This window comes from Butyricimonas paravirosa (genome assembly GCF_032878955.1).
Lineage (GTDB): Bacteria > Bacteroidota > Bacteroidia > Bacteroidales > Marinifilaceae > Butyricimonas > Butyricimonas paravirosa.
Window position 1 is genome coordinate 4281582 of record NZ_CP043839.1, and the last position, 26444, is coordinate 4308025.

The 26444-nt window shown below is 44.7% G+C and carries 19 protein-coding genes; 6 read left to right on the forward strand and 13 right to left on the reverse strand.

What is annotated here, in order from left to right; translation table 11 throughout:
• Window positions 1–23 precede the first annotated feature (23 nt).
• The 5 genes from F1644_RS17355 (at window position 24) to F1644_RS17375 (ending at window position 8169) form a co-directional block, all read left to right on the forward strand.
• Window positions 24–1937 (forward strand): Ig-like domain-containing protein, encoded by a 1914-nt coding sequence (locus tag F1644_RS17355; RefSeq protein ID WP_118304440.1) that lies wholly within the window; start codon window positions 24–26, stop codon window positions 1935–1937.
• The gene (locus F1644_RS17360) at window positions 1934–2695 is read left to right on the forward strand and encodes a DUF3108 domain-containing protein (RefSeq protein ID WP_118304439.1); all 762 of its coding nucleotides are present in this window, start codon (window positions 1934–1936) and stop codon (window positions 2693–2695) included. The genes F1644_RS17355 and F1644_RS17360 overlap by 4 nt, the downstream gene beginning before the upstream one ends.
• 132 nt (window positions 2696–2827) lie before the next feature.
• On the forward strand, window positions 2828–3832 hold the full coding sequence (locus tag F1644_RS17365) for a DUF4837 family protein (protein ID WP_118304438.1): 1005 nt from the start codon (window positions 2828–2830) through the stop codon (window positions 3830–3832).
• Between the two features lie 3 nt (window positions 3833–3835).
• Window positions 3836–4993, forward strand: a complete 1158-nt coding sequence (locus tag F1644_RS17370; RefSeq protein ID WP_118594379.1) for an exo-beta-N-acetylmuramidase NamZ family protein — start codon at window positions 3836–3838, stop codon at window positions 4991–4993.
• A 95-nt stretch (window positions 4994–5088) separates the two neighbouring features.
• Window positions 5089–8169 carry an AsmA family protein gene (locus F1644_RS17375; RefSeq protein WP_118304436.1) on the forward strand — a complete coding sequence of 1027 codons (3081 nt, stop codon included), beginning with the start codon at window positions 5089–5091 and terminating at the stop codon, window positions 8167–8169.
• A 65-nt stretch (window positions 8170–8234) separates the two neighbouring features.
• On the opposite strand, the gene F1644_RS17380 is transcribed toward F1644_RS17375, so the two are convergent.
• The 7 genes from F1644_RS17380 to F1644_RS17410 all read right to left on the reverse strand — a co-directional run bounded on the left by F1644_RS17380 (window position 8235) and on the right by F1644_RS17410 (window position 16156).
• Window positions 8235–9413, reverse strand: a complete 1179-nt coding sequence (locus tag F1644_RS17380) for an AIR synthase related protein (RefSeq protein WP_118304435.1) — start codon at window positions 9411–9413, stop codon at window positions 8235–8237.
• Between the two features lie 144 nt (window positions 9414–9557).
• A complete protein-coding gene (locus F1644_RS17385; protein WP_087420950.1) occupies window positions 9558–10274 on the reverse strand; it encodes a LytR/AlgR family response regulator transcription factor in 717 nt (238 codons plus the stop codon).
• Window positions 10275–10285: 11 nt separating this feature from the next.
• Window positions 10286–11350 carry a sensor histidine kinase gene (locus tag F1644_RS17390; RefSeq protein WP_087420951.1) on the reverse strand — a complete coding sequence of 355 codons (1065 nt, stop codon included), beginning with the start codon at window positions 11348–11350 and terminating at the stop codon, window positions 10286–10288.
• Window positions 11351–11488: 138 nt separating this feature from the next.
• Complete coding sequence (locus F1644_RS17395; RefSeq protein ID WP_087420952.1) at window positions 11489–12709, reverse strand: ABC transporter permease; 1221 nt, start codon at window positions 12707–12709, stop codon at window positions 11489–11491.
• A 155-nt stretch (window positions 12710–12864) separates the two neighbouring features.
• Entirely contained in the window at window positions 12865–13608 is a 744-nt protein-coding gene (locus F1644_RS17400) for an ABC transporter ATP-binding protein (protein WP_087420953.1), read from the reverse strand.
• Between the two features lie 21 nt (window positions 13609–13629).
• The gene (locus F1644_RS17405) at window positions 13630–14799 is read right to left on the reverse strand and encodes an efflux RND transporter periplasmic adaptor subunit (protein WP_087420954.1); all 1170 of its coding nucleotides are present in this window, start codon (window positions 14797–14799) and stop codon (window positions 13630–13632) included.
• A gap of 25 nt (window positions 14800–14824) precedes the next feature.
• Complete coding sequence (locus F1644_RS17410; RefSeq protein WP_118304434.1) at window positions 14825–16156, reverse strand: TolC family protein; 1332 nt, start codon at window positions 16154–16156, stop codon at window positions 14825–14827.
• A gap of 585 nt (window positions 16157–16741) precedes the next feature.
• Here F1644_RS17410 and F1644_RS17415 point away from each other — a divergent pair.
• Window positions 16742–18109: a Gfo/Idh/MocA family protein gene (locus F1644_RS17415; protein ID WP_118304487.1), complete on the forward strand. Its 1368-nt coding sequence runs from the start codon at window positions 16742–16744 to the stop codon at window positions 18107–18109.
• Window positions 18110–18178: 69 nt separating this feature from the next.
• Here F1644_RS17415 and F1644_RS17420 read toward each other — a convergent pair whose 3' ends face one another.
• The 6 genes from F1644_RS17420 to secDF form a co-directional block, all read right to left on the reverse strand.
• The gene (locus tag F1644_RS17420; protein WP_118304433.1) at window positions 18179–19600 is read right to left on the reverse strand and encodes a monomeric [FeFe] hydrogenase; all 1422 of its coding nucleotides are present in this window, start codon (window positions 19598–19600) and stop codon (window positions 18179–18181) included.
• Window positions 19590–19844: an NADH-quinone oxidoreductase subunit NuoE family protein gene (locus tag F1644_RS17425; protein WP_118304432.1), complete on the reverse strand. Its 255-nt coding sequence runs from the start codon at window positions 19842–19844 to the stop codon at window positions 19590–19592. Before F1644_RS17425 ends, F1644_RS17420 begins: the two co-directional genes overlap by 11 nt.
• A 36-nt stretch (window positions 19845–19880) precedes the next feature.
• Complete coding sequence (locus F1644_RS17430) at window positions 19881–21065, reverse strand: SpoIIE family protein phosphatase (RefSeq protein ID WP_118304431.1); 1185 nt, start codon at window positions 21063–21065, stop codon at window positions 19881–19883.
• Window positions 21066–21076: 11 nt separating this feature from the next.
• A complete protein-coding gene (locus tag F1644_RS17435) occupies window positions 21077–22795 on the reverse strand; it encodes a [Fe-Fe] hydrogenase large subunit C-terminal domain-containing protein (RefSeq protein ID WP_118304430.1) in 1719 nt (572 codons plus the stop codon).
• Window positions 22786–23034, reverse strand: a complete 249-nt coding sequence (locus tag F1644_RS17440; RefSeq protein ID WP_018338306.1) for a (2Fe-2S) ferredoxin domain-containing protein — start codon at window positions 23032–23034, stop codon at window positions 22786–22788. Before F1644_RS17440 ends, F1644_RS17435 begins: the two co-directional genes overlap by 10 nt.
• 401 nt (window positions 23035–23435) lie before the next feature.
• On the reverse strand, window positions 23436–26441 hold the full coding sequence (gene secDF / locus F1644_RS17445; RefSeq protein ID WP_118304429.1) for a protein translocase subunit SecDF: 3006 nt from the start codon (window positions 26439–26441) through the stop codon (window positions 23436–23438).
• Window positions 26442–26444: the final 3 nt, after the last annotated feature.

Below are 26444 nucleotides of genomic sequence, written 5' to 3' on the forward strand. Positions count from 1 at the left end.
TAAAGTTAATATTTTTGAGGACTATGAATAAATTTTTTTGGAACGGATTCTGTTTTGTCGCTATTATCGTGGCGTTGATTATATATGCCTGTGCAAACAGGGGTTACCCGCAGGGAGGAGAGAAGGACGTGACACCCCCTCAGGTTATCAAGGAGGTTCCGGAATCTTTTTCAACGAATTTCAAGGGAAAGCAGATCGATATTTATTTCGACGAATATGTTCAGTTAAAGGATATTAACAAGAAATTCGTGATGTCTCCCCCGATGAAGAAGAAAGCCCGGGTGAGCTTGCGGGGAAAATACGTGCGGGTGACGTTTCAGGATTCTTTGAAACCGAACACGACTTATACGCTGGACTTTGCCGACGCGATCGTGGATAATAACGAGGGAAACCCGCTCGGTTTCTATCGCTACGTGTTTTCCACGGGGCCGCAACTGGATTCGATGGAGCTAGGGGGACAGGTCATTGATATGCAAACGCAGTTGCCCGTGCTGGGTGCTACCGTGATGTTCTACCAGAATACCGCGGATTCCGTGGCGCTGACCGATTTGCCGAGTTACGTGGCTAAAACGGATAGTGCCGGAATGTTTCGGGTGACTAATATTAAGAATGATACCTATCGGGTAATGGCAATCGATGATGCGAGAGGAAATTATTTGTTTGTGCCTTCAGAGACAAAAGTGGGTTTCATTGATTCTTTGATTCAGACTATATCGTTCCCCACGACAGTTTATGATACGATTCATCCGGACACGACGGTTGTCGAGGGACGGAGAACGAAGAAGGGAATGGAGTTCAAAGTGGTGTCTAAAGACACGATTGTCCGGCGTGATTTTACCATGTTTGGACCTACAAACTTGTTTATCCCGATGTTTGACGAGGAAAAGACTCAATTGTATCTGGTTGATGAGGCTCGTAAGGAGCGGGAACGATTGGATTTTACTTTCAGTATACCTGCTGATAACCAGTTGAACGTGCGATTGTTAGGAGTACATCTGTTAGATAAGATTAATCAGGATGATTGGTATATCGAGGAACGTTCTGCCGGGAGGGATACGATTCAGTTGTGGATAAAGGACTCTTTGGTGTACAAGATCGATTCGCTCGTGGCAGAGGCCAGTTATTTGCGGACGGATTCGCTTGGTAAACGAGTGTTGCTTGCGGATACGATTAAATTCTATTACAAGGACAAACCGGAGCCCAAGGGTAAGCGTAAGAAGGAACAGGATTCCATTCCGGCAATTAAGTTTATGGAGATTAGTGCGGGTGTTGGTAGTACGGTGGATTTGAATAAGAACATCACACTGGAGTTTGATCGTCCGATCGTGGAGGAGGGGTTGAAGAATATCCAATTGTTGGAAATGGTGGATTCCGTTTTGACCCCGGTTGACTTTAACTTGAAACATGATAGTCTGAAAATTCGTAGGTATTACGTGGAGAAAGAATGGAAGCCGGAAACGGAATATCAGCTGTTGATCGATTCGATGGGTATATATAGTATTTACGGGTTGTATAATAACAAGCTCGTGAAGGATTTTAAAACGAAAGCGATCGAGGATTACGGGAATATTATCGTGAACGTGAAGGAGGCTACAACCCCGATTATCTTGCAACTTTACCAGGGCGATAAGGAGATCAAGGTGCTGGAAGAACGGACGATCAAGGGAGATGGGAAGGTCATCTTTGATTACTTGGGAGAGGGAACTTATATGATCCGGGCTATTCTCGACCGGAACGGAAACGGGAAATGGGACACGGGTAATTACTTGAAACATTTGCAGCCGGAAGAGATAAAATATTTGCCCGCGGAGATAAAATTGAAAAAGAATTTCGATGTCGAGCAAGACTTTGACATGAGTAAAACGTATAAGAGAGAAGATCCGAGTAAAAAGAAGAATACAGAAGGAGATAAAAAAAGAAATAGAACTAATCGATGAGAACGATTATATTGATAGTTACATTGTTTGTGAGCCTTCCTGCCATATCGCAGAAGAAGTTGCCTAACGTGATAGAGAAACTGACTTACAGGGGCTATTACAACTGGAGCTTTATCTGGATTAACGCAGGTTCGGTGGAAATGACCGTACAGCCTTCCGACAAGTATCCGAATGCCCAGTGTATATTTGCCGTGGGGTATTCGAATCCTTCGTGGGACTGGGTGTTCAAGCTGAGAGATACGTTGATATCGCATCATGATAGTATGACCTATAAACCTTACGAGTTTTCGAGAAAAGCGCACGAGGGGAATTACCATAAAACGTTTGATTACGTGTGGAATTACGATAGCGGGGTGATCCATGCTGATATACACCGGATTGGAAAATACCAACGTAAGGATACGATTAAATTGTTGCCGGACACGTACGATATGTTGTCCGTGGCATGGTATGCAAGGGAATTGGATTTTGATAACTACAAGAAAGGAGACCAGATCCCGATACGTATTCTACTGGATGATAAAATATATGATTTATATGTTCGTTACTTGGGGAAAGAGAAAGTGAAAACGGATAGCGGGCGGCGGATGTGTCACGTGTTTTCTCCCTTGCTCGTGGCCGGTGACGTGTTTAAAGGGGGAGAGAACATGAAGGTATGGGTAAGTGATGACGAGTATCGTATTCCCGTGATGGTTGAGGCCAAGATTATCGTGGGATCGGTGAAAGGTATCTTGGATGAGGCCAATAGTAAGTTTTAGCAATTGAAAATGCAGAATTGAAATATGCTGTGTTTTTGATTATATATATCGTTAGGAAGGGGTTTAATTAATATTGTATTGAGGGTGAGATTCATTTTCAATTTTCAATTTTCAACTTTCAATTCTATTATTATGAAGAATATTGTATTTGTTTTCGTGATGGTTTTAATGTTAGGTTCTTGTAAGGATGCCACGAAGAACCTGATGCCTGCCGTGACAGGAAAAATCAATCAGGTATTGATTATTGCCGAGAAGAACACGTGGGATGGTCCTGTGGGTGATACGATCCGGGAATTCTTTGGACAGGAACAGGATGGTTTGCCACAGGCAGAACCGATTTTTGATGTGCTTAACTTGCCGGAGAGGTATTTTGATAAGAATATGAAGGGACACCGTAACGTATTGCAAGTCGTGATTTCTCCTTCTATTGACTCTGCTTACGTGCAGTATGCAGATAGCCCGTGGGCCAAAACACAGAAGTATATAAAGATTGCAGCCCCGGATAGGAAAACGTTTTTCAAGTTGTTTGATGAGAATAAGTTAAGAATTCTTGGTATCTATGCTAAGGCTGAGCGTGATCGGCTAATATCGGTTTATAAGCGAACCGCGGATACCCGGATCTTTAATTTGTTCAAGAAGAAGTATAATATATTGTTGTATTGTCCTACAGGATATTACGTGAATAAGGATACGACTGATTTCGTGTGGATGTCAAGTGAAACGACTAAGAACAGTAAAGGTATTATATTCTTTACTGAAAAGTACGAGCATGAAAGCCAGTTTAATTATGCCATTATTTTTGATCGGGTGAACGAGGAGCTGAAGAAACATATTCCCGGCCCGCGTGAGGGATCGTATATGGCACTGGATTTGGAGATCCCTTATACTGCAGTGCAATATAAATATAACGGGCATTATGCCGTGTTGTTCCGTGGCCTGTGGACGGTGGTGAATGATTTCATGGCGGGGCCGTATGAGCTGAACGTGGTGCTGGACGAGGAACATCAGCGAGTGATCTATATGATGGGATACGTGTACTATCCGAACGAGGAGAAACGGGATATGATGAAACAAGTGGATGCTATCCTGAACACCATGGTGATTGATTATAAAGATAAGGAAGAGAAGACGAAGTAATCGATGAGATATTTAATATTATTTTTGGTGATAGCATCCGCGTGTACGGATGCTATTTCCGTGAATGTACGAGACGGGATAGAACGTTTTGAGGTTTACCGGAATCTGTTGACGGGAAAACGAGTTGGAATCGTGGCAAACCACACTTCCCGGGTAGACACGGTGCATAGTGTGGACTTCCTGTTGGAAAAAGGTATTCACGTGGCACGAATTTTTTGTCCCGAACATGGATTTCGGGGTACGGCTGATGCCGGGGAGACCGTGGGAGATTATATTGATGCCGGGAGTGGTTTGAAGGTGGTGTCCCTGTACGGGAAAAAAAAGAAACCCCAGCCGGAGGATCTGTCGGGAATTGACGTGATGATTTTTGATATGCAGGACGTGGGAGTACGTTTCTATACTTATCTGTCCACGTTGCATTACGTGATGGAGGCTTGTGCGGAACAGAACATTCCCTTGATCGTGATGGACCGTCCTAATCCGAATGCTTTTTACGTGGATGGCCCGGTCCTGCAGAAAGAGTTTAAGTCTTTTGTCGGGATGCACCCGGTTCCGGTCGTGTACGGGATGACGATAGGTGAATATGCCGGAATGATTAACGGGGAAGGTTGGTTGAAAGATAGCGTGACCTGTGATCTGACCGTGATCCCTTGCGAGGGATGGAGTCGGGAACAACCCGTGGCGTTACCTTATGCCCCGTCTCCGAATTTGCCGGATTCTGTTTCCATCATGCTTTACCCGTCAACTTGTTTTTTTGAGGGAACAGCGATCAACGAGGGACGAGGGACGCTACGTCCGTTTCAGGTGTTCGGGCATCCGAGCTTGATAGGTATGCCCTATTCTTACGTGCCTCGCCCGATTAAGGGAATGAGTATGCAGCCCAAATGCAAGGGACAAATTTGTTACGGCATGGATTTGCAGGGAGAATACCACACTATTTTAAAGATGAAACGTCTGAATCTGGCTTGGTTATTGCTGGCTTATCAAGAGTATAAAGGCAAGGAACCCTTCTTTAATGCTTTGTTCAACAAGCTGGTGGGAAATGATAGAGTGCAGCAACAACTGAAGGATGGAGCAACGGAAGAAGAGATTCGTGCCGGATGGAAGGATGAGGTTGCCGAGTTTATGAAGGTGAGAGAAAAGTATCTGATTTATGATTAAAAATGTTGGTTAGCGGGAGGAAATCACTTAATCTAAAATCATAAATCAAGAAATTGATAGGATCTAAAATTTGAAATTATAAATCAAGAAATGTCATGTGGCGTTTATTAAAGTATTTCTTTATTTCACTGTTAGTGTTGGTGATCTTAGTGTGTGCTTCGATAGGCATCGTGTTGAATTTTATCTTTACCCCGGAGAAGTTGACTCCTATCGTGGAGAAAAGTGCCAATGAGTTTTTGAATGCGGAAGTACATTTTGATGCGATCGAGTTAACCTTTTTCTCGACTTTCCCGGAATTCGGGCTTGAAATGCGAAATGGTAGCGTGGTGACGAAAGTCTTTCAGGATTCGTTGAAACAGGAGAATGTTTATGCCGCTACTGATTCATTGATGAGTTTCAAGCGTTGTCGGCTGATCGTGAACCCGATGGCTTATCTGTCTCGAAAGGAAGTTATCGTGAAAGAATTGCGTTTGGAAGAACCGCAGATTTACGCTTATATTGACACGAACGGGGTTCCCGGTTGGAATGTAATGCGGGAGTCTGCTGAACAGGATTCCGTGGTCATGGTGGAGACGGATACGATTCAAGAAAAATTGATTGAAAGTATTGATATTCGTAACATTCGTATTGAGGGTGGAAAACTCGTGTTTGATGATCGTGCGAATGAACTTTATGCCCGATTGGAGGGGTTCGGTTTGAAAATCGATGGAAATTTTATGGAGCGGAAGGCGGACTTGCAGTTGGATGTGAAAGCAAGGAATATTCTTTTCTGGCAAGAAGGTAATTTACTCGTGAAACGCTTGCGGTTTGCTTTGCAAACAGGAATGCGTCTGGATCGAGATTCAATGCTTTACGTGTTGGATAAAGCTGTTATGAGGGTGAATAGAATGAAATTCGGGGTAGGAGGACGTTTACAGGCAGATACATTGAATCGTTTGTTGGACGTGGACCTGACCTTTGGGATAAAAGTTCCTTCTTTGAAAACCCTGCTTGACCTTGTTCCGGAAACAGTACTTAAACATGATGAAAATGTGACGGTATCGGGAGAGGTGTTATGCCGGGGAACGTTGAAGGGGAAATATGGAAAGGATCGAGTTCCCGTGTTGGATGCTCGTTTCAAAATAAATGAAGGCTCCGTGAAATATGCGGGGATGCCTTATTCGTTGGATAAATTGGATGTTGACTTGGAAGGTGTCGTTGATTTACAGAAAGAACAACCTTCGTTTTTGAAATTAAACCGGTTTTGCGTGAAGGGAACAGATGTGGATGTGGATTTAAATGGCCGGGTGGATCAATTACTTTCCAATCCTTTGATTACCGCAAGCGTGAAGGCGGATGTCGATTTCTCTATATTACCCAAAATATTCCCGATACAAGAGGGGGTGACATTGACGGGAAGTTTGAATGCAGGGTTAAAAGGAAATGTTTTATTGGCTGACATAAAGAATAAAAACTATGGAAAACTGGACATTCGAGGGGGATGTCAATTAAAGAATGTTTTGTTAGCCAGCGAAAAGGATAGTTTGAGATTACGTTCAAAATCTGTGATATTGGGATTCGGAACCAACATGGAAGATAAGACTATCTTGCAGGAAAAGAACCTGTTGAATGGAATCTTTGGTTTTGATAGTGTCGATATACAGTGGAAGAATGCTTTAACCTTTCACATGGATACTTCTTACGTGAAGGTAAAAACTTCTCCCTTGCGGGATACCACGGCTGTTGCCTCTATGTCGGCAGACATTCGTTTCGGATGGATTGACTTGGTGATGGGTGACTCCCTGCGGTTCCGGATGGGAAATAGCACGGCTAATTTTGCCTTGGCTCCCTCTCCGGAAGATAAAAAGCTCCCGTTAGTAAAAGCGAAGGTCAATATGGATAGTTTACGGGTAAGAGCTAGAGGGAATCGTTTACGACTGGCGAATGCCGGATTTGATCTTTCGGGAGTTCCGGACCGGAAAAATAAACGTCAATGGCTCGCCAGTGGGGTGGTCGGCTTTAAGGATATGCGGGTATACACCCCCTTGTTTCCTCTGCGGATGCGTATGCCGGGGACGAAGATTACTTTAAGTCCCGGACATATTAAATTGAATGGTGCAAAGTTGAAGATGGGACGTTCTGATCTTTTGTTAACCGGGGAAGTGTACAATCTGGCGGGTGCATTTTTGCGGCAGGAGGATTTGAAAGCTAATTTGAAGGTGAGATCGAATATGATTAATTGCAATCAATTGATGAAAGCTATGGAAGTTGGGGCTGCCAATCGAATGAACATGAAGTGGGGGACAGAAGAGGAATTGAGTGAGGATGAATTGTCTGATGTGGATTTAGCGGCAGATTCCACGTACGTGGCTGACTCTACCATGTCTGTTTTTGTTGTTCCTCCCGGTGTTGATTTCACGTTTGAAACGAATATTAAGAAGGTGTTGTATGGAAAATTGGAATTGGACAGTATTCACGGGAAAGTGGTGATGCAAAATCAATGTATCGAGTTGTCGGATTTGAGTATGCGTTCTATGGCGGCAGATGTGAAGACCACGATGTTGTACAAGGCTTCCGGGAAAGAGAAAGCGTATACCGGTTTCGATTTACGAATGGATGATATTGACGTGGGGGCGTTGATTAATTTTATGCCATCTTTGGATTCGATCGTCCCGATGCTGCGCTCTTTCGATGGATTGGTAGATTTCCATATGGCGGCGGAGACAAATCTGGATTCTACAATGATGGTTGATTTACCGACCTTGAGGGCTGTAGCTTACATTGATGGTAAGGATTTGGTGTTGATGGACGGGGAGACGTTCTCGGAAATTTCCAAGATGTTGATGTTTAAAAACAAGGAGCGTAATCTGATTGATAGCGTGGCCGTGGACTTCCGCATCAAGGATGGTATGATTGAAGTGTTCCCCTTCTTGGTTGAGGTGGATCGTTACAAGGTGGCCGTGGGTGGAGAACATAAGATCGACATGACTTTTAATTACCATATTTCCGTGTTAAAATCACCCGTACCTTTCAAATTGGGAGTAGATATTTACGGGTCGATGGAGAAGATGAAATTCAAGATTACGAAGGCTAAATACAAGAACCTGTTTATCCCTTCCAAACGAGCGAAGGTGGATAGCGCCCAGATTAATGTACGTAATCAAATTCGACGGATATTGCAATCAGCGAGGGAATGATAAAAGGATGCCTCTGCAGGCATCCTTTTATTTTATATATAGGTTTTAAGAATCAAACCCACGGTTCAGTATATGAACTTCCCGAGTTCGCTGATTATCGTGAGCTTATTATCTTTTCCCTCATCGTTATCGTAGCAACGACCAACGATTTGGGCATCGATGTTAAAGCTTTTGGAAATGGCGATGATGTCATCTGCAATTTCTTCGTCCACGTAGATTTCCATACGGTGACCCATGTTGAATACCTTGTACATTTCGTCCCACGGGGTTCCCGATTGTTCCTGAATTAATTTGAACAGGGGAGGAACAGGGAACATATTGTCCTTCACGATGTGCATGTTCTCCACGAAATTCATCACTTTGGTTTGGGCCCCACCGGAGCAGTGTACCATACCGTGAACTTGTTTCCGGTACTTGTCAAGCACCTGCTTGATTACCGGGATATACGTACGGGTCGGAGACAATACCAGTTTCCCGGCATCAATGCCCAATCCGGCAATTTCGTCTGTCAGTTTACATTTTCCGGAGTAAACGAGTTCTTCCGGCACGGAGTTGTCATAGCTTTCCGGGTATTTCTTCGCCAAATACTTGGCAAATACGTCGTGACGGGCAGAAGTTAGTCCGTTGGACCCCATTCCACCGTTGTATTCTGTTTCGTAAGAGGCTTGCCCGTATGACGAAAGTCCTACAATTACATCTCCCGCTTTGATACGATCGTTAGAAATCACGTCCGAACGTTTCATCCGGCAAGTCACCGTGGAGTCCACGATAATGGTTCTCACAAGATCCCCCACGTCTGCGGTTTCACCTCCGGTAGAGTAAATGTTTACTCCCAATTTCCGGTATTCCTCGATCAGCTCTTCCGTTCCGTTGATGATGGCCGCGATAACTTCTCCCGGTATCAGTTTCTTGTTTCTCCCGATCGTGGAAGAGAGCAGGATATTATCCACGGCACCCACGCAGAGCAAGTCGTCGATGTTCATGATCAAGGCGTCCTGTGCGATGCCTTTCCACACGGATAAGTCTCCGGTTTCTTTCCAGTACATGTAGGCGAGTGAAGATTTGGTTCCGGCCCCGTCGGCGTGCATGATGTTGCAGTAGCTTTTCTGTCCTCCGAGGTAATCGGGGATGATTTTGCAGAAAGCTTTCGGGAAAATACCTTTGTCGATATTTTTTATGGCGTTATGCACATCTTCTTTGGATGCGGACACTCCTCGCTGGTTATATCTTTCGTCTTTTCTCATGGCAATTGAAAATTGAAAATTGAAAATTGAAAATGAAATGTTTTCATGAATTTCTCATTTTCAAGAATTCAAATTTTCCTAATACTAATTCTATTTATCTGTTCGCAAAGGTAGATATAATTTTCAATTTTCAATTTTCAATTTTCAATTAATTGCTCGTTTATCCAGCAATTCCATGAAACGTTCCTTGTAGGAATCGGAAATAGGGATGTAGAGTTTCCCGAACACGATTCGGTTCCGTTCGATGGTTTTAATTTTGTTGATATTGACAATATAGGAACGGTGTACCCGGATGAATATATCGCCGGGAAGATGGTCTTCGATACTTTTCATGCTCATCAACGTGAGAATACCGCCCTCCTTGTCCTCGGTTTGGATACGAATGTAATCTTTTAGACCCTCGATGTAAAGAATGTCTTTCAACTGGATCTGGATCAATTTGTAATCGCTTTTCACGAAAATGGAATCCGGCACGTTGGCGGAAACATTCTCCGCCCGGCTCATCTCGATCCAACGTAAGGCTTTCGTGGCAGCTCGGAGAAATTCCGTGTAGTTGAACGGTTTCAGCAGGTAATCCAGCGCATCAACCCGAAAGCCTTCCAGTGCGTATTGTTCGAAAGCGGTGGTAAAGATGATTTTCACTTTGTTGCCCACGAGACGGGACAGTTCAAGCCCGTTGAGTTCGGGCATCTGAATATCCAGAAAAACCAGATCTATTGGTTCTTCCTCTATGACGGAAAGCGCTTTCACGGCACTATCACATTGTGCGACCAGGTGTAGGAATGGTGTCCGGCTCACGTAGCTCTCGAGCAAATCCAAGGCTAACGGTTCATCATCCACGATGAGGCAATTCAGAGTCATGTCCTTTAATTTTAAAGTTGAATAAGCAATTCCGTGATAAATCGGTTGTTAAGGGTTTCAGCCTTAAAGATATATTTTCCGGGATAGAGTAACTCCAGACGGCGTTTTAAGTTGGTTAACCCGATACCGGAGCCACTCCGGTCGTTGTCTTTTTTAGGATAGTTACTGTTTTCCACGAGACAGTTGATCCGGTTATTCCCTTGCAATTCGAACTTAATGTTTATAAATGATTCCTGCGTGCTACTGACCCCGTGTTTGAACGCGTTTTCGATCAGCGGGATAAACAAGAGCGGGGCGATCATGATTCCGTTGCCTCTTTCCGGGATGGAAACTTCCAGCCGAGTACTTTTAGGTAAGCGGAGACTCATTAGTTCGATATAGCTTTTCATGAACTCGAATTCTTTATCTACCGACACGAAATGTTGGTTATTCTCGTATAGTACGTGACGGAGCATACGACTGAGATCATGAACGGCATACTGGGCCTTGTCCTGGTTGATAGCGATGAGCGAGTAGATATTGTTCAAGGTATTGAATAAGAAGTGCGGGTTCAACTGGCTTTTCAAGTTTTGAAGTTCCGCCTCGGCCTGAGCTTTTTTTAGTTCTTGTTTCTCGTTCTCGGTTTCATACCATCCCCCGGTCATTTTGATTGCCACGCTGAGGGCGACGGTCAATGCCATGAGCATCATGTCCCGGGCGATAAACACGTACCGGGGCGGTTTAGGTAAGGACTCTTGTAACTCTTTCAATGCTTTCGGAACGGGTTCAGATAAATGTTTCCGGTGAAAGTCCTGCCAGAAATGAAGACTAGCTCCCAGGAGCATCACGAGAACGATGTTACTTAGAATAAATGTTGATACTTTTCTACGGAAAAGCTGTCGTTCGATCAGCCAGAGAAAATTCGTGTAGAATATGATCAGGCAGCTTAACGGGACGAAACAATATCCCAAATATCTGTTTAGGGTAATTGAAACACCTTCTCCGCGATAGAAGAAAAAGGGAAGGGCAAAGAATATTCCCCATCCAAGCACGTGGATGGCTCCCGTTAATATCTTCTTGTTCCGTGTCTTTTGCATTATATCGTCTTTCTCCACTTGCAAAGGTATAAAAAAAGTTACAAGTTACAGGGTTGCAAGTTACAAGTTTATGGAAGAAGTTCTGTCGAACCGGTAACTTGAAAACTTGCAACCGTAACTGCCGGGTTTCCCGGCAATCTATTCGTATCGTATAGCATCGATTGGGTTTAACTGGGATGCCTTTTGTGCCGGATACCAGCCAAAGAATATTCCGGTAACCGTGCAGACCAGGAAGGAAAGCACGACAGAATACATCTGGATGTATATGGGCCAGCCGATAGCGTATTTAATAATAAGTGATGAACCGATTCCAAGAACTACCCCGATAATACCTCCAGTGACGCTGATAATGACCGCCTCGATAAGGAATTGGAATAGGATGTGTCGTCCTTTTGCCCCGATGGACATGCGAAGGCCGATTTCCCGGGTTCGTTCGGTGACGGATACATACATGATGTTCATGATTCCGATTCCGCCGACAAGTAATGATATTCCGGCGATACAGGCCAACAGGACGGTCATCAAGTCGGTTGTCGTACTCATCATGGAGCTGAGTTCTTCTTGCGAGCGCACGTGGAAATCGTCTTCATCTCCCGTGGCTATTTTATGATTTTGGCGCAGAATAGCGGATATTTCCTCGATTGCTTCTTCGGAATCGTCTTCCGTGACGGCCGAGGCGAATATTCCTTGAATGTAGGTGATGGCCAATAGACGTTTCTGTATAGTGGTATAGGGGGCAATAATCATATCATCCTGATCCTGTCCCATGGAGTTATATCCTTTGGGAGTCAATACCCCGATGATGCGGAAGGGGGTTTTGTTGAACCGGATGGTCTTTCCCAGTGGTTCTTCTCCCTTCGTGAATAGGTTGTCGACAACGGTTTGTCCCACGATGCATACTTTTGCGGAAGTTTTGATGTCGTGATCCGTGAACATCTCACCTTCCCCCACGCTGAACTTCCGGATGTCAAGATAATCCTGGTTTACTCCGTAGATGGTTGTCGGGGCATTATTGGCTCCGTATATAACCTGACCGCTTGAATTCACGGAAGGGGTACATTTGTCGATCAAGTCCACGTCACGAACGATCGCCTCGTAATCTTCCAGTTTCAGCGTCTGCATACTGCTGGCACTTTGACGGACTCCCCCGAACTTCCCGTTTCCGGGATGGATCATGATCATGTTGGAACCCATCTCTGATATTTGGTCACGAATGCTACGTTTGGAGCCTTGCCCGATTGCCAGCATGGAAATCACGGACCCCACTCCGATAATGATTCCCAACATAGTCAGGAATCCCCGGAATTTGTTGTTTGCCAAGGCTCGTAAAGCGATTCGTATTAAATTTGCGTAGTTCATGTGTTAATTTTAGATTTATGATCCTATTAATTTCTTGATTTATGATTTTAGATCCTATCGATTAAGTGATTTAATGATTTTCGATTAAGTGATTTTAATCACCCAATCATCGAATCGGCAATCACGAAATCTTTTTCATTCTAAACTCTGAATTTTTAATCGTTCTCCTTGGGTAGCGCATCCAATACTTCTTTAGCCGATGCTACATTTTGGTTAATTGTGTCTTCCGTGATGTGGCCGTCCCGCAGAACGATGTTGCGACTGCTGAACTGGGCGATTTCGGGATTATGAGTCACGAATATAATGGTTCTTCCTTCCGCATGAAGGCGTTGAAAAAGCGTGAGTATCTCGAATGAAGTACGAGTATCCAAGTTTCCCGTGGCCTCGTCGGCAAGCAGGATTACCGGGTCATTCACGATAGCCCGTGCGATTGCTACACGTTGTTGCTGTCCGCCGGACATCTGGTTGGAACGATGGTTGATACGGTCACTCAGTCCCACTGCATTCAAGGCATTCATGGCTTTCTCCCGACGTTCGCGGGAAGAAAAGGCCGGGTTGTAAAGTAACGGTAACTCCACGTTCTCCAAGGCGGTCGTTTTGGGTAACAGATTGTAGGACTGGAACACGAAACCGATTTTGCGGTTTCTCAACGTGGCCCGGTCATTTTTTCCCATGTCTCTGGCCGCGATGCCATCGAGGTAATAGTCCCCCGAGGTGGGAGTGTCGAGGCATCCGAGGATATTGAGTAGGGTGGATTTCCCGGAACCACTCGTACCCATTATCGTCACGAACTCTCCGGCACGGATCGAGAATGATATACCGCGCAAAGCATGAACGGTTTCCGATCCCACCTTAAAATCCCTCCTCAGGTTTTCTATTTTTATAATATCATTTGTCATGAGTTCAATCTTATACGGTAACTATTTTTTCTTTTGTCCCGGACGTGGCGGCATGAACGGATTGGATTCCTCGCTGCCTCCTTGGGGTGCCACGTTCTTACTGCGTTGGATTCCCACGATCAAACGAGCGCCTTCCGGTAGACCGTCTTTCACTTCCGAGTATATTCCGTCGCTGACTCCAACTTTGATTACTTTAGGAACGATACCTTCTGCCGTTTGTAACCAAACGACTTTTTCACCTCTTCCCGCTTGCGGGGCTTGTGCGGTTTGTGGGTCTTCCGGGTTGGTCTCTGGGGTAAAGCGGAAAGCTTTCAACGGGGCCAGTAGAATGTTGTCCTTCTCCATCGTGTAGACCGTGATGTTGGCGGTCAATCCCGGTTTCAGCTTCAATTCCGGATTCGGGGCATCAATAACCACCTCGTAAGTGACCACGTTGGATTCTGTTGTCGGGTTTAGACGCACTTGAGTCACGTCGCCCTCGAACGTGTCATCCGGGAAAGCGTCAACCGTGAACGTCACGCGTTGTCCTTCGAGTACCTGACCGATGTCAGCCTCGTCCACGTCAGCGATCACTTGCATCTTGCGCAAATCGTTAGCGATGGTGAACATGGTCGGGGTTTCGAAACTGGCGGCAACTGTTTGTCCTTCTTCCACTTCTCTGGATAATACAACCCCGTCAATTGGTGAGGTAATCGTTGCGTAATCGAGGTTTGATTGGGCCTTTACCATCGTGGCTTGTGCTTTCTCGTAAGCTTGTTGTGCTTTCTCGTATTGATATAATGCTTCCTCGTATTCTGTTTCGCTAATCAAGTTCTTTTCGTGTAACTGGCGTAGGCGTTTGAAGTTTTTATCTTGATACTCGAATTCGCTTTTGCTTGATTTCAAGTTTGCCATTTCCGATTTCAACTCGGCTTCCAGTAGTTTCCTGTCGAGTTCGGCAAGTAATTGTCCTTTTGTCACGACGGAATTGTAGTCCACGTAGATGTGTGAAATCGTTCCGGATACCTGCGTACCCACGTCCACCTTGGTAATCGGTTCTATCGTTCCCGTGGCGGTCACCGTGTTGTTGATGGAGCCTTTTTTTAGTTCGACCGTTTCGTACGTCGTCACTTTCTTATCTCCCGAGCGGAAGAAGAAAAAGGCCCCGACAATAACGGCTATGACGATGATTATGGTAACAATCTTTTTCATGTTGTTCTATAATTAATATTTTACATTAGATTTCGATAGGTTGATTTCGATAGAAGTTGAGCAGTTTGAGTGACAGAATCGCCTCGAACTTTGCTTGAATTTGTTCCTGCAAGGCAGAAAGATAATTGTTCTTTTCCGTGAGTAGTTCCACCGTGTTTTTCATACCGGCGTCGAATTGGGCTTGAACGAGGTTGTAACTCATCGTGGCCGATTTCACGCTGTTCGTGGCAGCGACATACCTGCTTTGTGCGGAGATCACGTTCTGGTGGAGAGTCTCTACCGTTTTCCACAGTTCCTTGCGTGTATTCAGTTCTTCCAGACGGGCTGTTTCCGTTTGTAATTTTGCTTTTTCAACGGCAGATTTGATCTGGCGATTTTTAGAAATGGGGATACTGATGTTGATCCCCACGTTCTCGTTTAATCGATTATTTAGTTGTTTTGAAAAAGAGTGGTCTGATTCCGAGTCATGGTTCGTGGCCACGGATGCGCTGAGCGAGATGCTGGGCAAGCGATCTCCTGCCGCGATCTTTTCTTCCAGCTGTGCCGATTCCACGTTCAACTGACTGTTTTTCATTTCCGGCATGGTTTCTAGGGCGATCTGGTAAACTTCCAAGAGGGAAGGTGCAGGGGTGAGTACCTGCGTGTCCTCCAGTTCCGGGAAATAGACATCGAAACTATCTGTTGGTTCCAGTTCTAACAATTGTTTTAATTGCAATTTGTTCAAAGTGAGCGTGTTTTCAGCCATCGTCACGTTGTACTGATCGTTGCTGTACTGTGCCTCGATCTGGGCATAATCGCTGGGGGCAATCGAACCGGCAGCCAATAGTTCTTTGGAACGTGCCAGCTGGGCGGCAGAAGTTTCCAACGTTTGACGGTTGGTTTTTAGCGATTCGTTTGCGTAAAGTATTTGCAGGTAGGCCTCGGTGACGGCAATTTCGATGTCATTTTCGGCCATGTTTACCTGATACTCCTGTGCCGTGTTCGTGATTTGCTGTTGACGGATGGAACGGGTTAATTTACCCCCATTATAGATTGTCAGTCCGCCGTTCAAGGTGTAACTGCCCGTGTAGGCGCTTTGAGATTTGAATTTGCCATCTGTCTGTTCTGTTTTCTGGTGTCCCCAGCCTTGAGAACTACTAAATGTCAACGAGGGGAAAAGCTGGGCTTTCGCCTGTAACAAATCCACGTTAGCGCTTTGTTGCGTTACTTTTGCCGATTGCACCTGAATGTTGTTTTTCCGGGCATAATCGATACAATCCTTCAAATTCCAGGAAGAAGTGGGCTTTTCCTGAGAAAAGCCCACTAAGGACGGAATGATTATAAAAAGGATGGTTGCAATGTTCGTTTGTATATTCATCTTGTTTTCTTTTTTTGCTTTTTACAAAGATATAAGGTGTTGAAAACGAATACAATTAATTTAGATGTTGAGAGATTTTTTCCCGATGAATGAGTGTTTTTTGTCGACGAGGGATGTTGTTTTTAGGTTGGATTCTTAGGTGACTTCGTTTATTCTGGGTAATATATCCTTTTGCCCTAGGTAATAATTTCCAGATTGTTTCCTTATAGTTCATTTAGACCATGGAGCATTCATCTTGGATTCATGTTGCATTCACCTTCGATAAAATTGGTTTTTGATATGGTTATGTTTGCAAATTGGGTGGTATATGTAGTATATTAGTTATTTGGAAAGGTATACTTGGTTTACTGGGGTTGTATACTCATTGTATATCCAGAAAGATCGAAAGGATAGCGAGAGACGGTTTGCTATGCGAGTTAGATGAAACGTGTTTATTGGTAAAAACAAATTAACTAATAGCTGGAATAGGTATTGATGTTATTTAAAATTTGTATCTTTACACGTGATATGTTTGTTGTGTTTTTAATTTGATAATTTATGAGGAAAATAACGTTTGTATGTGTCGTGGCAGCCATTTTGTGCGGGATGATTTGTTCCTGTACCAATGGTGTATCAGAAAAAGAGACGAAGAAAAGTTTAATGATCGAGGTGCCTGCTCCCGAGCGTCCTGTTGGGCAGAAGGATGTAGTAAATTTGGTGACGCCGAAACTGGATACCGTGCGGGTAGGGTTTATCGGTTTGGGAATGAGGGGACCCGGTGCGGTGGAACGATTCCTGCATATACCCGGAACGAAGGTGGTTGCCTTGTGTGACATTCGCCCGGAACAAGTGGAAAAATGTCAGGGAATTTTGAAGAAGGCTGGGGTTCCGGAGGCTGCCGGTTACTCCGGGAGCGAGGATGCGTGGAAACAGCTTTGTGAACGGGAGGATATTAATTTAGTGTATATTGCTACGGATTGGTTACATCATGCCCCGATGGCGTTGTATGCCATGGAACATGGGAAGCACGTGGCGATCGAGGTGCCTGCTGCTATGAACATGGAGGAAATTTGGGCGTTGATTAATATGGCAGAGAAGAAACAGTTACATTGTATGATGTTGGAGAATTGCGTGTATGATTTCTTCGAGTTGACGACGTTAAATATGGCTCAACAAGGTGTGTTTGGTGAAGTTTTGCACGTGGAGGGGGCTTATATTCATAATTTGGAGGAATTTTGGCCTTATTATTGGAATAACTGGCGTATGGATTATAACCGGAAACACAGGGGAGATGTTTATGCTACTCACGGTATGGGACCGGCTTGCCAGTTGCTGGATATTCACCGGGGGGACAAGATGAATTATTTGGTATGTATGGACACGAAGGCTGTTTCTGCTCCCGAATATTTGAAAAACAAGACCGGGGAGGACGTGAAAGATTTCAAGAACGGGGATCACACGATCACGTTGATTCGCACGGAAAACGGGAAAACCATCCAGATTCAGCATGACGTGGTGTCGCCTCGTCCGTATAGCCGGATGTACCAATTGACGGGAACCAAAGGATTTGCTAATAAATATCCGGTTGCGGGATATGCTTTGAAGCCGACACAAATTTCATCAGATGTGGCTCCCGATCACGAGGATTTGAATTCTCACGGTTTTGTTCCGGAGGATGTGAAGAAGGCTTTGATGGAAAAATATAAACACCCGATTCAGATCGAGTTGGAAGAGCAAGCCAAAAAAGTGGGGGGACATGGTGGAATGGATTTTATCATGGATTACCGTTTGGTATATTGCTTGCGAAATGGATTACCGTTAGATATGGATGTGTATGATTTGGCAGAATGGTGTTGTTTGGGTGAGCTGACAGCTCTTTCTTTAGAGAATAACAGTGCTCCGGTGGCGATTCCTGATTTCACCCGCGGAGGTTGGAACAAGACGAAAGGATATCGTCACGCGATGGTGAAGTAAATCACGATTTGAGATATAAAAATAACGGCTCTCTTTTTTCAGAGGGCCGTTATTTTTAGCTGCCTTATTTTATTTTTCTAACGCTTTTTTGATCTGCCGTTTGGCTAATGTAAGCGGAGCTAGTGAACAAGGTCCGTTCACGCAGCCACCATCACACGCCATTACTTCGACAAACTGGGCTTCCGGTTTTTTCACCATAGTTTTCAGTAAAGTCTGGTTCTTCTTGTCAAGTCCTTCGATGGAAAGAGTCGTGTAACCATTTCCAACAGCCTCTACAATAGCATTGCGAACCCCACCGGCTTGAGCGTATCCGCGGGCGAATTTCGTAACTTCCGGATCCAATGGTAATTCTTCACAAGTTTCCGGATTAATGTCATAAGCCACCATGAATGCTCCCAATTCTTCGAAACTCATCACGTAGTCTACTTCTGGAACGTACATTTCAGCCTCGTAACGTTTAGCCAGACACGGGCCGATAAATACGACTTCGGCATCCGGATATTGTTCTTTTACCCGGCGGGCGGCATAAACCATCGGGCTACGGGTGTCGGAAACAAACGGTTTTACCATAGGGGCGTGTTTGTCGACCCAACCCACGTAAGCTGGGCAGCAGGAAGTAGTCATGAAAGGTTTCCCTTCTTCCATGCGTTCCAAGAATTCGGCTGCCTCGTTGCGGGAAGTATCTTCTGCTCCCAAAGCTACTTCTACCACGTCGTCAAAACCGATGGCCTTGATGGCGGAAAGAATCTGTCCCGGAGTTGCATTGAACTGTCCGTAGATAGCCGGAGCCGGAATAGCTATGATTTTCTTGTCCGGGGCGGTAATGCTCTTGTATACGTCGATCACCTTGGAACGTTCCATGATCGCCCCGTAAGGACAAGTTTGCATACATTTTCCGCAATAGATACATTTATCTTTGTCAATATGCTCGGTTCCGTCTTCGCCTTTGGTGATCGCTTTCACCGGGCAAACATCCTCGCAAGGTACGGGCGTGTACACGATCGCGTGGTAAGGGCAGACTTTAGAACATAGTCCGCAACCCACGCAGTCTTCCTGCGTGATGCAAGCTTTACCCCCCTTGAAAGAGATTGCCGCTTTCGGGCAGTTCATCAAACAAGGACGTCCCTCGCAACCGCGACACATGTTAGTCACGAAGTACTGGGATTGCATACAAGCACTACAAGCCTCGTGGACCACGGAAAGAATATTCTCTTTCGTATTCTTGTTATCAAGTGCTTTCTGTGCGAAGTCAGACAAAGGGATTAGGTCGATTTCCTCGTCCGTGATCTCGAAGCCCAAGATAGAGATAATCTTATGTTTCAAGATGTAGCGATCTTTATGCACGCAACACTTGATCGGTCTTTTATTTTTTGGGCGCATTTCCACCGGAATGTATTTCACCCCATCTACTAGATTTTCTTCCTTTAAAAGTTTTACAATTCTAATCAGTAACTCACGTTTCGTGAGCATCGCAAAATTGTCATATAACATTTCTTACTTCCTCTTTAACGATTTGTATTAAACTATTTTTACTAACGCCAGCAATACGTTTTCCATTTACTTCAATAAACGGTGGGGCTTGTTCACCTTTGCCACACCCTAAACATGGAGAATAGCTTACATTCAGATGTTCGAGGATATTTTGGGGAAGAGATTCAATCGTGTCTCTCAACTCTGCGCCACCCATGACATAGCACATGGTTCCTACGCATATTTTTACATTTACTTTTTCCATAGTGTTGTGAGTTGGTTTTGTTTTTGATTTTATCCCCTAAATATACATAATCTCGACATCTTTCAAATACTTTGTCTCCAATAAAAATTTTATTTTTTTGACCACGTTTCTCCGGATCTCTAACTCCACGGGAAGATTGGGATCCTGGTGCGCCGTGTTGATACGGGTTCCCACGAGTAACGTGATTTTATCACTATTCAACAACATTCTCACCATCAGCTCTGCCGGTCCGGCTTCCCGACGGCGGTCAATATCTCCTTCCGTCAGGATACGCTCAACCTTACCTAACGTCAGAATTCCTTCGGTGACAAGATCGACACCTTCCATCTTGGAGATGGGAGGGAGTTCTTTGTCCACGATATTCATGTCAACTTCCATTTTTGCTCCCAGTTCACGGGAGATAATGGTTGCCGTGGTTCCCCCGCACAGGATCTTTTTCCCTTGAAATTCCCGTACCCGGTTGGCCAGGTATTTATCGTTCTTCTCGTCGTAGGGAGGTCCGGTGCATACAAGCAGGTTACGGGGTTTTCGCATATAAATGACACAACAACTCGTGTCATCTTTCAGCGAGTAACCGTCGTTCTTTTCCGCTTGATTCACTATTTTATGTGCCAATTCCTTGGCGGATATATTATTATATTGATTTACCAGGTTTGCAATATATTCTTTTGCCCCGTCTTCCCAGCCAAAGGGCATTTTAGCCGTTCCCATTCCGGATTGGCTAACCCCGTCACTGAAGAAGATAATTCGATCTTCTTTTTCCAGCGTGAACTCGGAAATCCACAGAAACGTATTTTCAAGGTCCTCCCGTTCCACCGGAATTTTCTCCTTGGAAATACTGACAAAACGCCCGTTCCGGTACAAGTAGTAGGAGGGAGTTTCATATTCGATAATTTTCACGTTACCGAAACAGTCGATGTCACAGATACAAAAGGTCGAATAACTGATCTTTCGCACCATATCTTTCGGTAAGGTATTCATGATCGAGGTGGAGGTGCGCAGGATACTCTCGTTCATGGCGGTAAAGTTCATGGCCATGGTTGCCGTCATCGTGGATAGGACACAGGCTTTGATCCCGCTTCCAAGACCATCTGATAACACGCTGATGACACGTCCCTCACCTTTTAGTTTTTGAGACATGAAACAATCCCCGCAGACAACATTGCCCGCTTTATTCTTCTGGAAGAAGTCAACCTCGATGAAATTACCGTTGTTTCTCAAGACAAATGAAATTAGAGTGGTTTCTTTTGATCATTTTTCTTGTAAGCCTCCATTACGGTGCGTAACGTGGCATCCGTGAAAGCAGCATTTTCCCCAAGCAAACAAGCTACTTGTTGGACGGTTTCCATGTGTTTCTTGATTACTTCCTGAGTCTTTTCGAGCATCCATTCTTTACGGACATAAGGTTCGCGTAAATCCTGTAATAACCCGAAAACCAACCGGTGAGGTTGTATGTTATAGATGGATATAATCCATGTGCGGTCTTCTTCCCGTACCTGTCGTTCGATAATTTCCTTACCGGTTGTCAACACGGCACGGAACAAGTCCTCGTAGGAACAGATGTTTTTCAGCTCCATGCCGTTCAAACCGGGATCGACCTCGTAAATAGAGGCAATGTCCTCTCCCATGAGAGTGGCGCAGGATTGATTCATGTCCACGACTTTCAATTCCGAGTTGACGAGTAATACTCCGGCCGGAATCTTTTGGAGGAGTACGGTGGCCTTATCATGCGCGATTCTTCTCATGTAAGATACACACATATTTTCTTCGGCCCGCCCTTCCAGCATGGCAATGGCGAAGTCACGACAAGTGTCGTAACCACAACCACTACAATTTAATTCGTCTTCAGGTCCGGTTTTGCCCACGACGGCCATAGCTTGTTTGATTTCCTCTTCCGTGTAGGTGTGATCTTGCACGTGAGGGTCTTTGCAGAACAGAATCTGCAAATCGATATTTTTGAAATCATCCTTGGGATTTCCCAATTCCGATTGATGAATAATCTCGTATCTTTTTAAGGCCGGGGATATATGGCTCAATTTGGCAGGACCGTTGATGCATCCGCCCTTGCAAGCCAATAATTCCAAGAAAATGGAATCGTTCTCCCGGTGTGAATCCAGTTCTTTCAACACGTCTTTCACGGTTGAAAGTTCCGAGAAAGCCATGTGATGTATTTGTTTTTTGCCCTCTTGCATCCCTTTCAGCATTCCACCCTCGATGGGGTAGTAGGCGCCCATCCCGGAACGGTAAGGCACGAAACGAGCCTCCGGTTGATTCGGTGCGATATTTTTCAAGTTGATGTCGGATTGTTCGAACCATTTTTTCAAGTCCTTGAACGTGATTACCACGTCAACGAGGTTATTAAAGTAGTCCGCTTCCAACTTCTTGCAGATACAGGGACCTGCAAACACGATTTTCACATCTTCTCCATATAACTGTTTCAAAATCTTGGCGTGAGCCAGCATGGGAGAAATAATCGGTGTGATAAAACGTGCGTGATCCGGGGAATATTTTCGGATATATTCAACAACAACCGGACAAGCCGAAGAGATGTACACGCCATTTTCGGCTTCTTCCAGGAATTTCTCGGTTCTATCCGTGACGATTTCTGCTCCCAGGGCAGTTTCCGATACACTTGTGAAACCTAAACGTTTGATGGCGGCAATTAGCACGCTGGAATGAATTCCTTCGAATTCACTCACGTACGATGGAGCCAGTGATAGAATGACTTTGGGATTCTGCGTAAGGGTTAATTTCGCCCGGGTTAACCCGTCACGTATCTTTTTAGCCCCGGTTGGGCATACTTGCGTGCAATGCCCGCAGTAGATGCAACGATCTTCAATGATAGATGCCTGATTGTTTTCCATCCGGATTGCCTTCACGGGACATTCCCGGATACATTTATAACAATCCTGACAATTGTCCGGTTCTGTATAGATGGGTCTTAGTTGCATGGGAATTCTTCTTGTAAGATTTTGTACAAACGCGATAGATTTACTTCTTCATACACTTTGTCATCGATCCGGATAATAGGACCCTTACTACACAATTCCTCGCACAAATGCCCGCAGAAATCGATCTCTGCCTCCAAGTTATTTTCACTCAGATATTTCTTGATCGCTCCGAGGTTGGTATTGTTTCCCCGGGAAAAACAAGAACTTCCTAAACAGATTCTGATCTGACGCTTTGACATACTTGTAATTGTTCGATTATCCTGTTGCTGCTTTCTACGTTACAAAAGTAGGATATTTATTGTTACAAACCCAATTATATTGCAACTTTAATATTGATATATCATTTTTACTTTCAATTTGTAACTTTTTTGATGTTATTGAAAGGGGATTGCGAGTGACTCTCTCCGGGGTCTCTCCGTATTTTCCTGTATATATGAAATTAATATCAAGGAAATATCGCCCACAAGTGAACCTCTTTATCCAGTCGACTTCCCGTTGACTTCCCGTTAACTTTCCGTTGACTTACGAGCGAGACACCGGCGTATGTATACTGTAATACCGGAGTGAGTACCTTTATTCTGTGTGCAAAAAAATAGCTCCTGTAAAAAGGAGCTACTTTGTATAAACTTGAAATATTTTTTTATTTCTTCTCTTCTACTTTCTTTTTGAATCTTCTGGTCAAGTCGAAAGAAATAGGAGTTGCGATGAACAGTGATGAGTATGTACCGACAATGATACCTACTAACAAGGCGAAAATGAATCCCTTGATTGAAGCACCACCGAAAATGAATATCGCTAACAACACGACGATGGTTGACAATGAAGTACTGAATGTACGACGTAACGTAGAGTTCAATGCGTCATTTACTACTTGTTCATCATCTCGTTTCGGGTATAGTTTACGGTACTCACGGATACGGTCGAATACAACCACGGTATCGTTGATGGTGTAACCCACAACCGTCAACACGGCAGCGATAAAGGATTGGTCAACCTCCAAAGAGAACGGTAAGAGACCGGCAAATAGGGAGAATGCTCCGATCACGATAATCGTGTTATGAGCCAAACCGACAACTGCTCCAGCACCATATTGCCATTTTGAGAATCGTACCATGATGTAGATAAAGATTCCAACCAAGGCAAACAATACCGACCAAACGGCAGCTCTTGTCATGTCTTCAGCCACGGCTGGGCCGATCTTTTGAGTCTGTTGCAAGTTCACGCTGCGGAAAGTTTCGTAGTCTGTTCCGGCAGGAAGAATTTCTTGTAACCCGATATATAATAATGAGTCTACATTTGCGTCAACATCTGCTCCGGTTTCAGCAATCCGGTATTTCGTGGTGATCTTCACGTTATTTGCAGTTCCCACGGTCTTCACTTCCGGAGCGCTTCCGTAAACTCCTGCCAGTTTCTCTGCAACATCACCCACTTGTACGTCTTGTGCGAAAGTCACGGTATAAGTTCTACCTCCCACAAAGTCGATACCTTTATCCAAACCTCTGGTGAACAAGGATACGAAACAAAGTACAATCACGATACCGGAAATCGTGTAACTGATTTTCCGTTTTTTCAAGAACGGGAACTTGGTATTTCTCAACCAGTTTGCAGTTAACGGGGTTGTGAAGGTAACATTGTCACTCTTGGATGCAGCTCTTTCAAGGATCAAACGAGTGATGAAGATTGCCGTGAATAGTGAAGAAAGGATACCGATGATCAACGTGGTTGCGAAACCTTTGATCGGGCCTTCTCCAAAGTAGTACAAGATAAATCCGGTTAATAACGTGGTCAACTGACCGTCGATAATAGCCGAGTAGGCATTACTGTAACCTTCCTTGATAGCAAGTTTCAATCCCTTACCGGCTCTGATTTCCTCTTGGATACGTTCGTAGATCAACACGTTGGCATCGACGGCCATACCCATGGTCAACACGATACCGGCAATACCGGGTAAGGTCAACACGGCTCCAATGGATGCCAGAATACCGAACAAGAAGAACAAGTTGGCGAGCAATGCGATGTCGGCAGCCAAACCGGCATTCTTACTATAAAAGAATAACATATAGGCCAATACCAACACGAATGCGATGATGAATGACCACATACCGGATTGAATAGCCTCTTGTCCCAGTGATGCTCCAACTACCTCGTCAGCAATGATACGTGCGGGTGCGGGTAATTTACCGGATTTCAAGATGTTTGCAAGGTCACCTGCCTCTTTCACGTCAAAACGTCCGGAAATCTGAGAGCTACCGCCCTTAATCTCGTCGTTTACGTTAGGAGAGGATGCAACCATACCGTCAAGTACGATAGCGATGCAACGTCCGATATTATCTTTTGTCAAACGAGCCCATGTTTTGGTTCCCTCTCCGTTCATCTGCATGGAAACAACCGGACGACCTTGTTGATCATAGTCTTGTCTTGCATCAATTACAGCGTCTCCTTCAAGCGGAGCTTTACCATTACGCGTGGTAATTTTGATGGCGTGTAAAGGAACCATACCGTTTACAGCTTTCATTTCCCACAATAAACGTGCGTTTCTGGGGAAAGCTGCTTTTACCTGCGGTAATCTCAAATAGGCGTTGATTTTAGCCGTATCTTTAATGTTGGCATATCCAATTGTAGAACCACCCACGGGTTGAAATTGTTGAGTTACGTTAGGTGATAATATGGCAAGAAGCGGGTGTTCTTTCTCGTATTCAGCCATGCTGGTTACCGTTTTCAATGAATCAGATTCACCTTTGATCGCGTCTAGGATGGCTGATTCTTTATCTTGCACTTTAGTCGTGTCAGTTACCTGAGCGGTTGTTTCTTCATTCGCAACTTTGGATGCTTGGGCGTCAAGAACCTCTTTTAGTTTTTGATCTGCGGCAACCAAATAGTTGAAGAATGCATCTTCTCCGGCATCTTGTCCTTTTGCATTGTCGAATGTTTCATAGAACTCCAAAGCGGCAGTTCCTTGTAACAACTCTCTCACACGTTGCGGTTCCTTGATACCCGGCAACTCGATAACGATTCTTCCGGAGATGTCTGCTTTACGGATATTGGGTTGAGCAACACCAAAACGGTCGATACGAGTACGAAGAATATTAAACGTGTTGTCGATAGCTCCGTCAGCCTCTTTGCGGATCACGTCAAGAACTTCCTTGTTACTAGCTCCGACTTTGATCTTTTCTTTCATTTCGTGAGTACCGAAAATAGCCGGGGATGCCAGTTGCGCTCCCGGGGCAATTTTTTCGAATGCCTCACCGAAAAGGGTCACGAAGTCTTTCGGACTGGAAACTCTCATCTTCACGGCCTCCTCGATTGCTTGATTGAAAGCGGGATCCGTGCTGTGGTTTGCCAGACTTTTTATCACGTCTACCACGTCAACTTCCATGGTCACGTTCATACCACCCTTCAAGTCCAAACCGAGGTTCAGTTCCAACTCCTTACATTCCTTGTAAGTGAATTTGGCTAAACCAAGGAAATTGTAGACGGGTTGGTTTGCGACCGAATCTAAATACTCTTTCTCTTTAATAGGGTTACCGTTGGCGAACTCCTTCGCCGCGTTCTCTACCTGGTTGGTTTTATAAGTAAAAAACAACTGATAAAGACTCACCAATGCCAAAGCAACAGCGAGTAGTGTAATCGCTCCTTTATTCTGCATCTG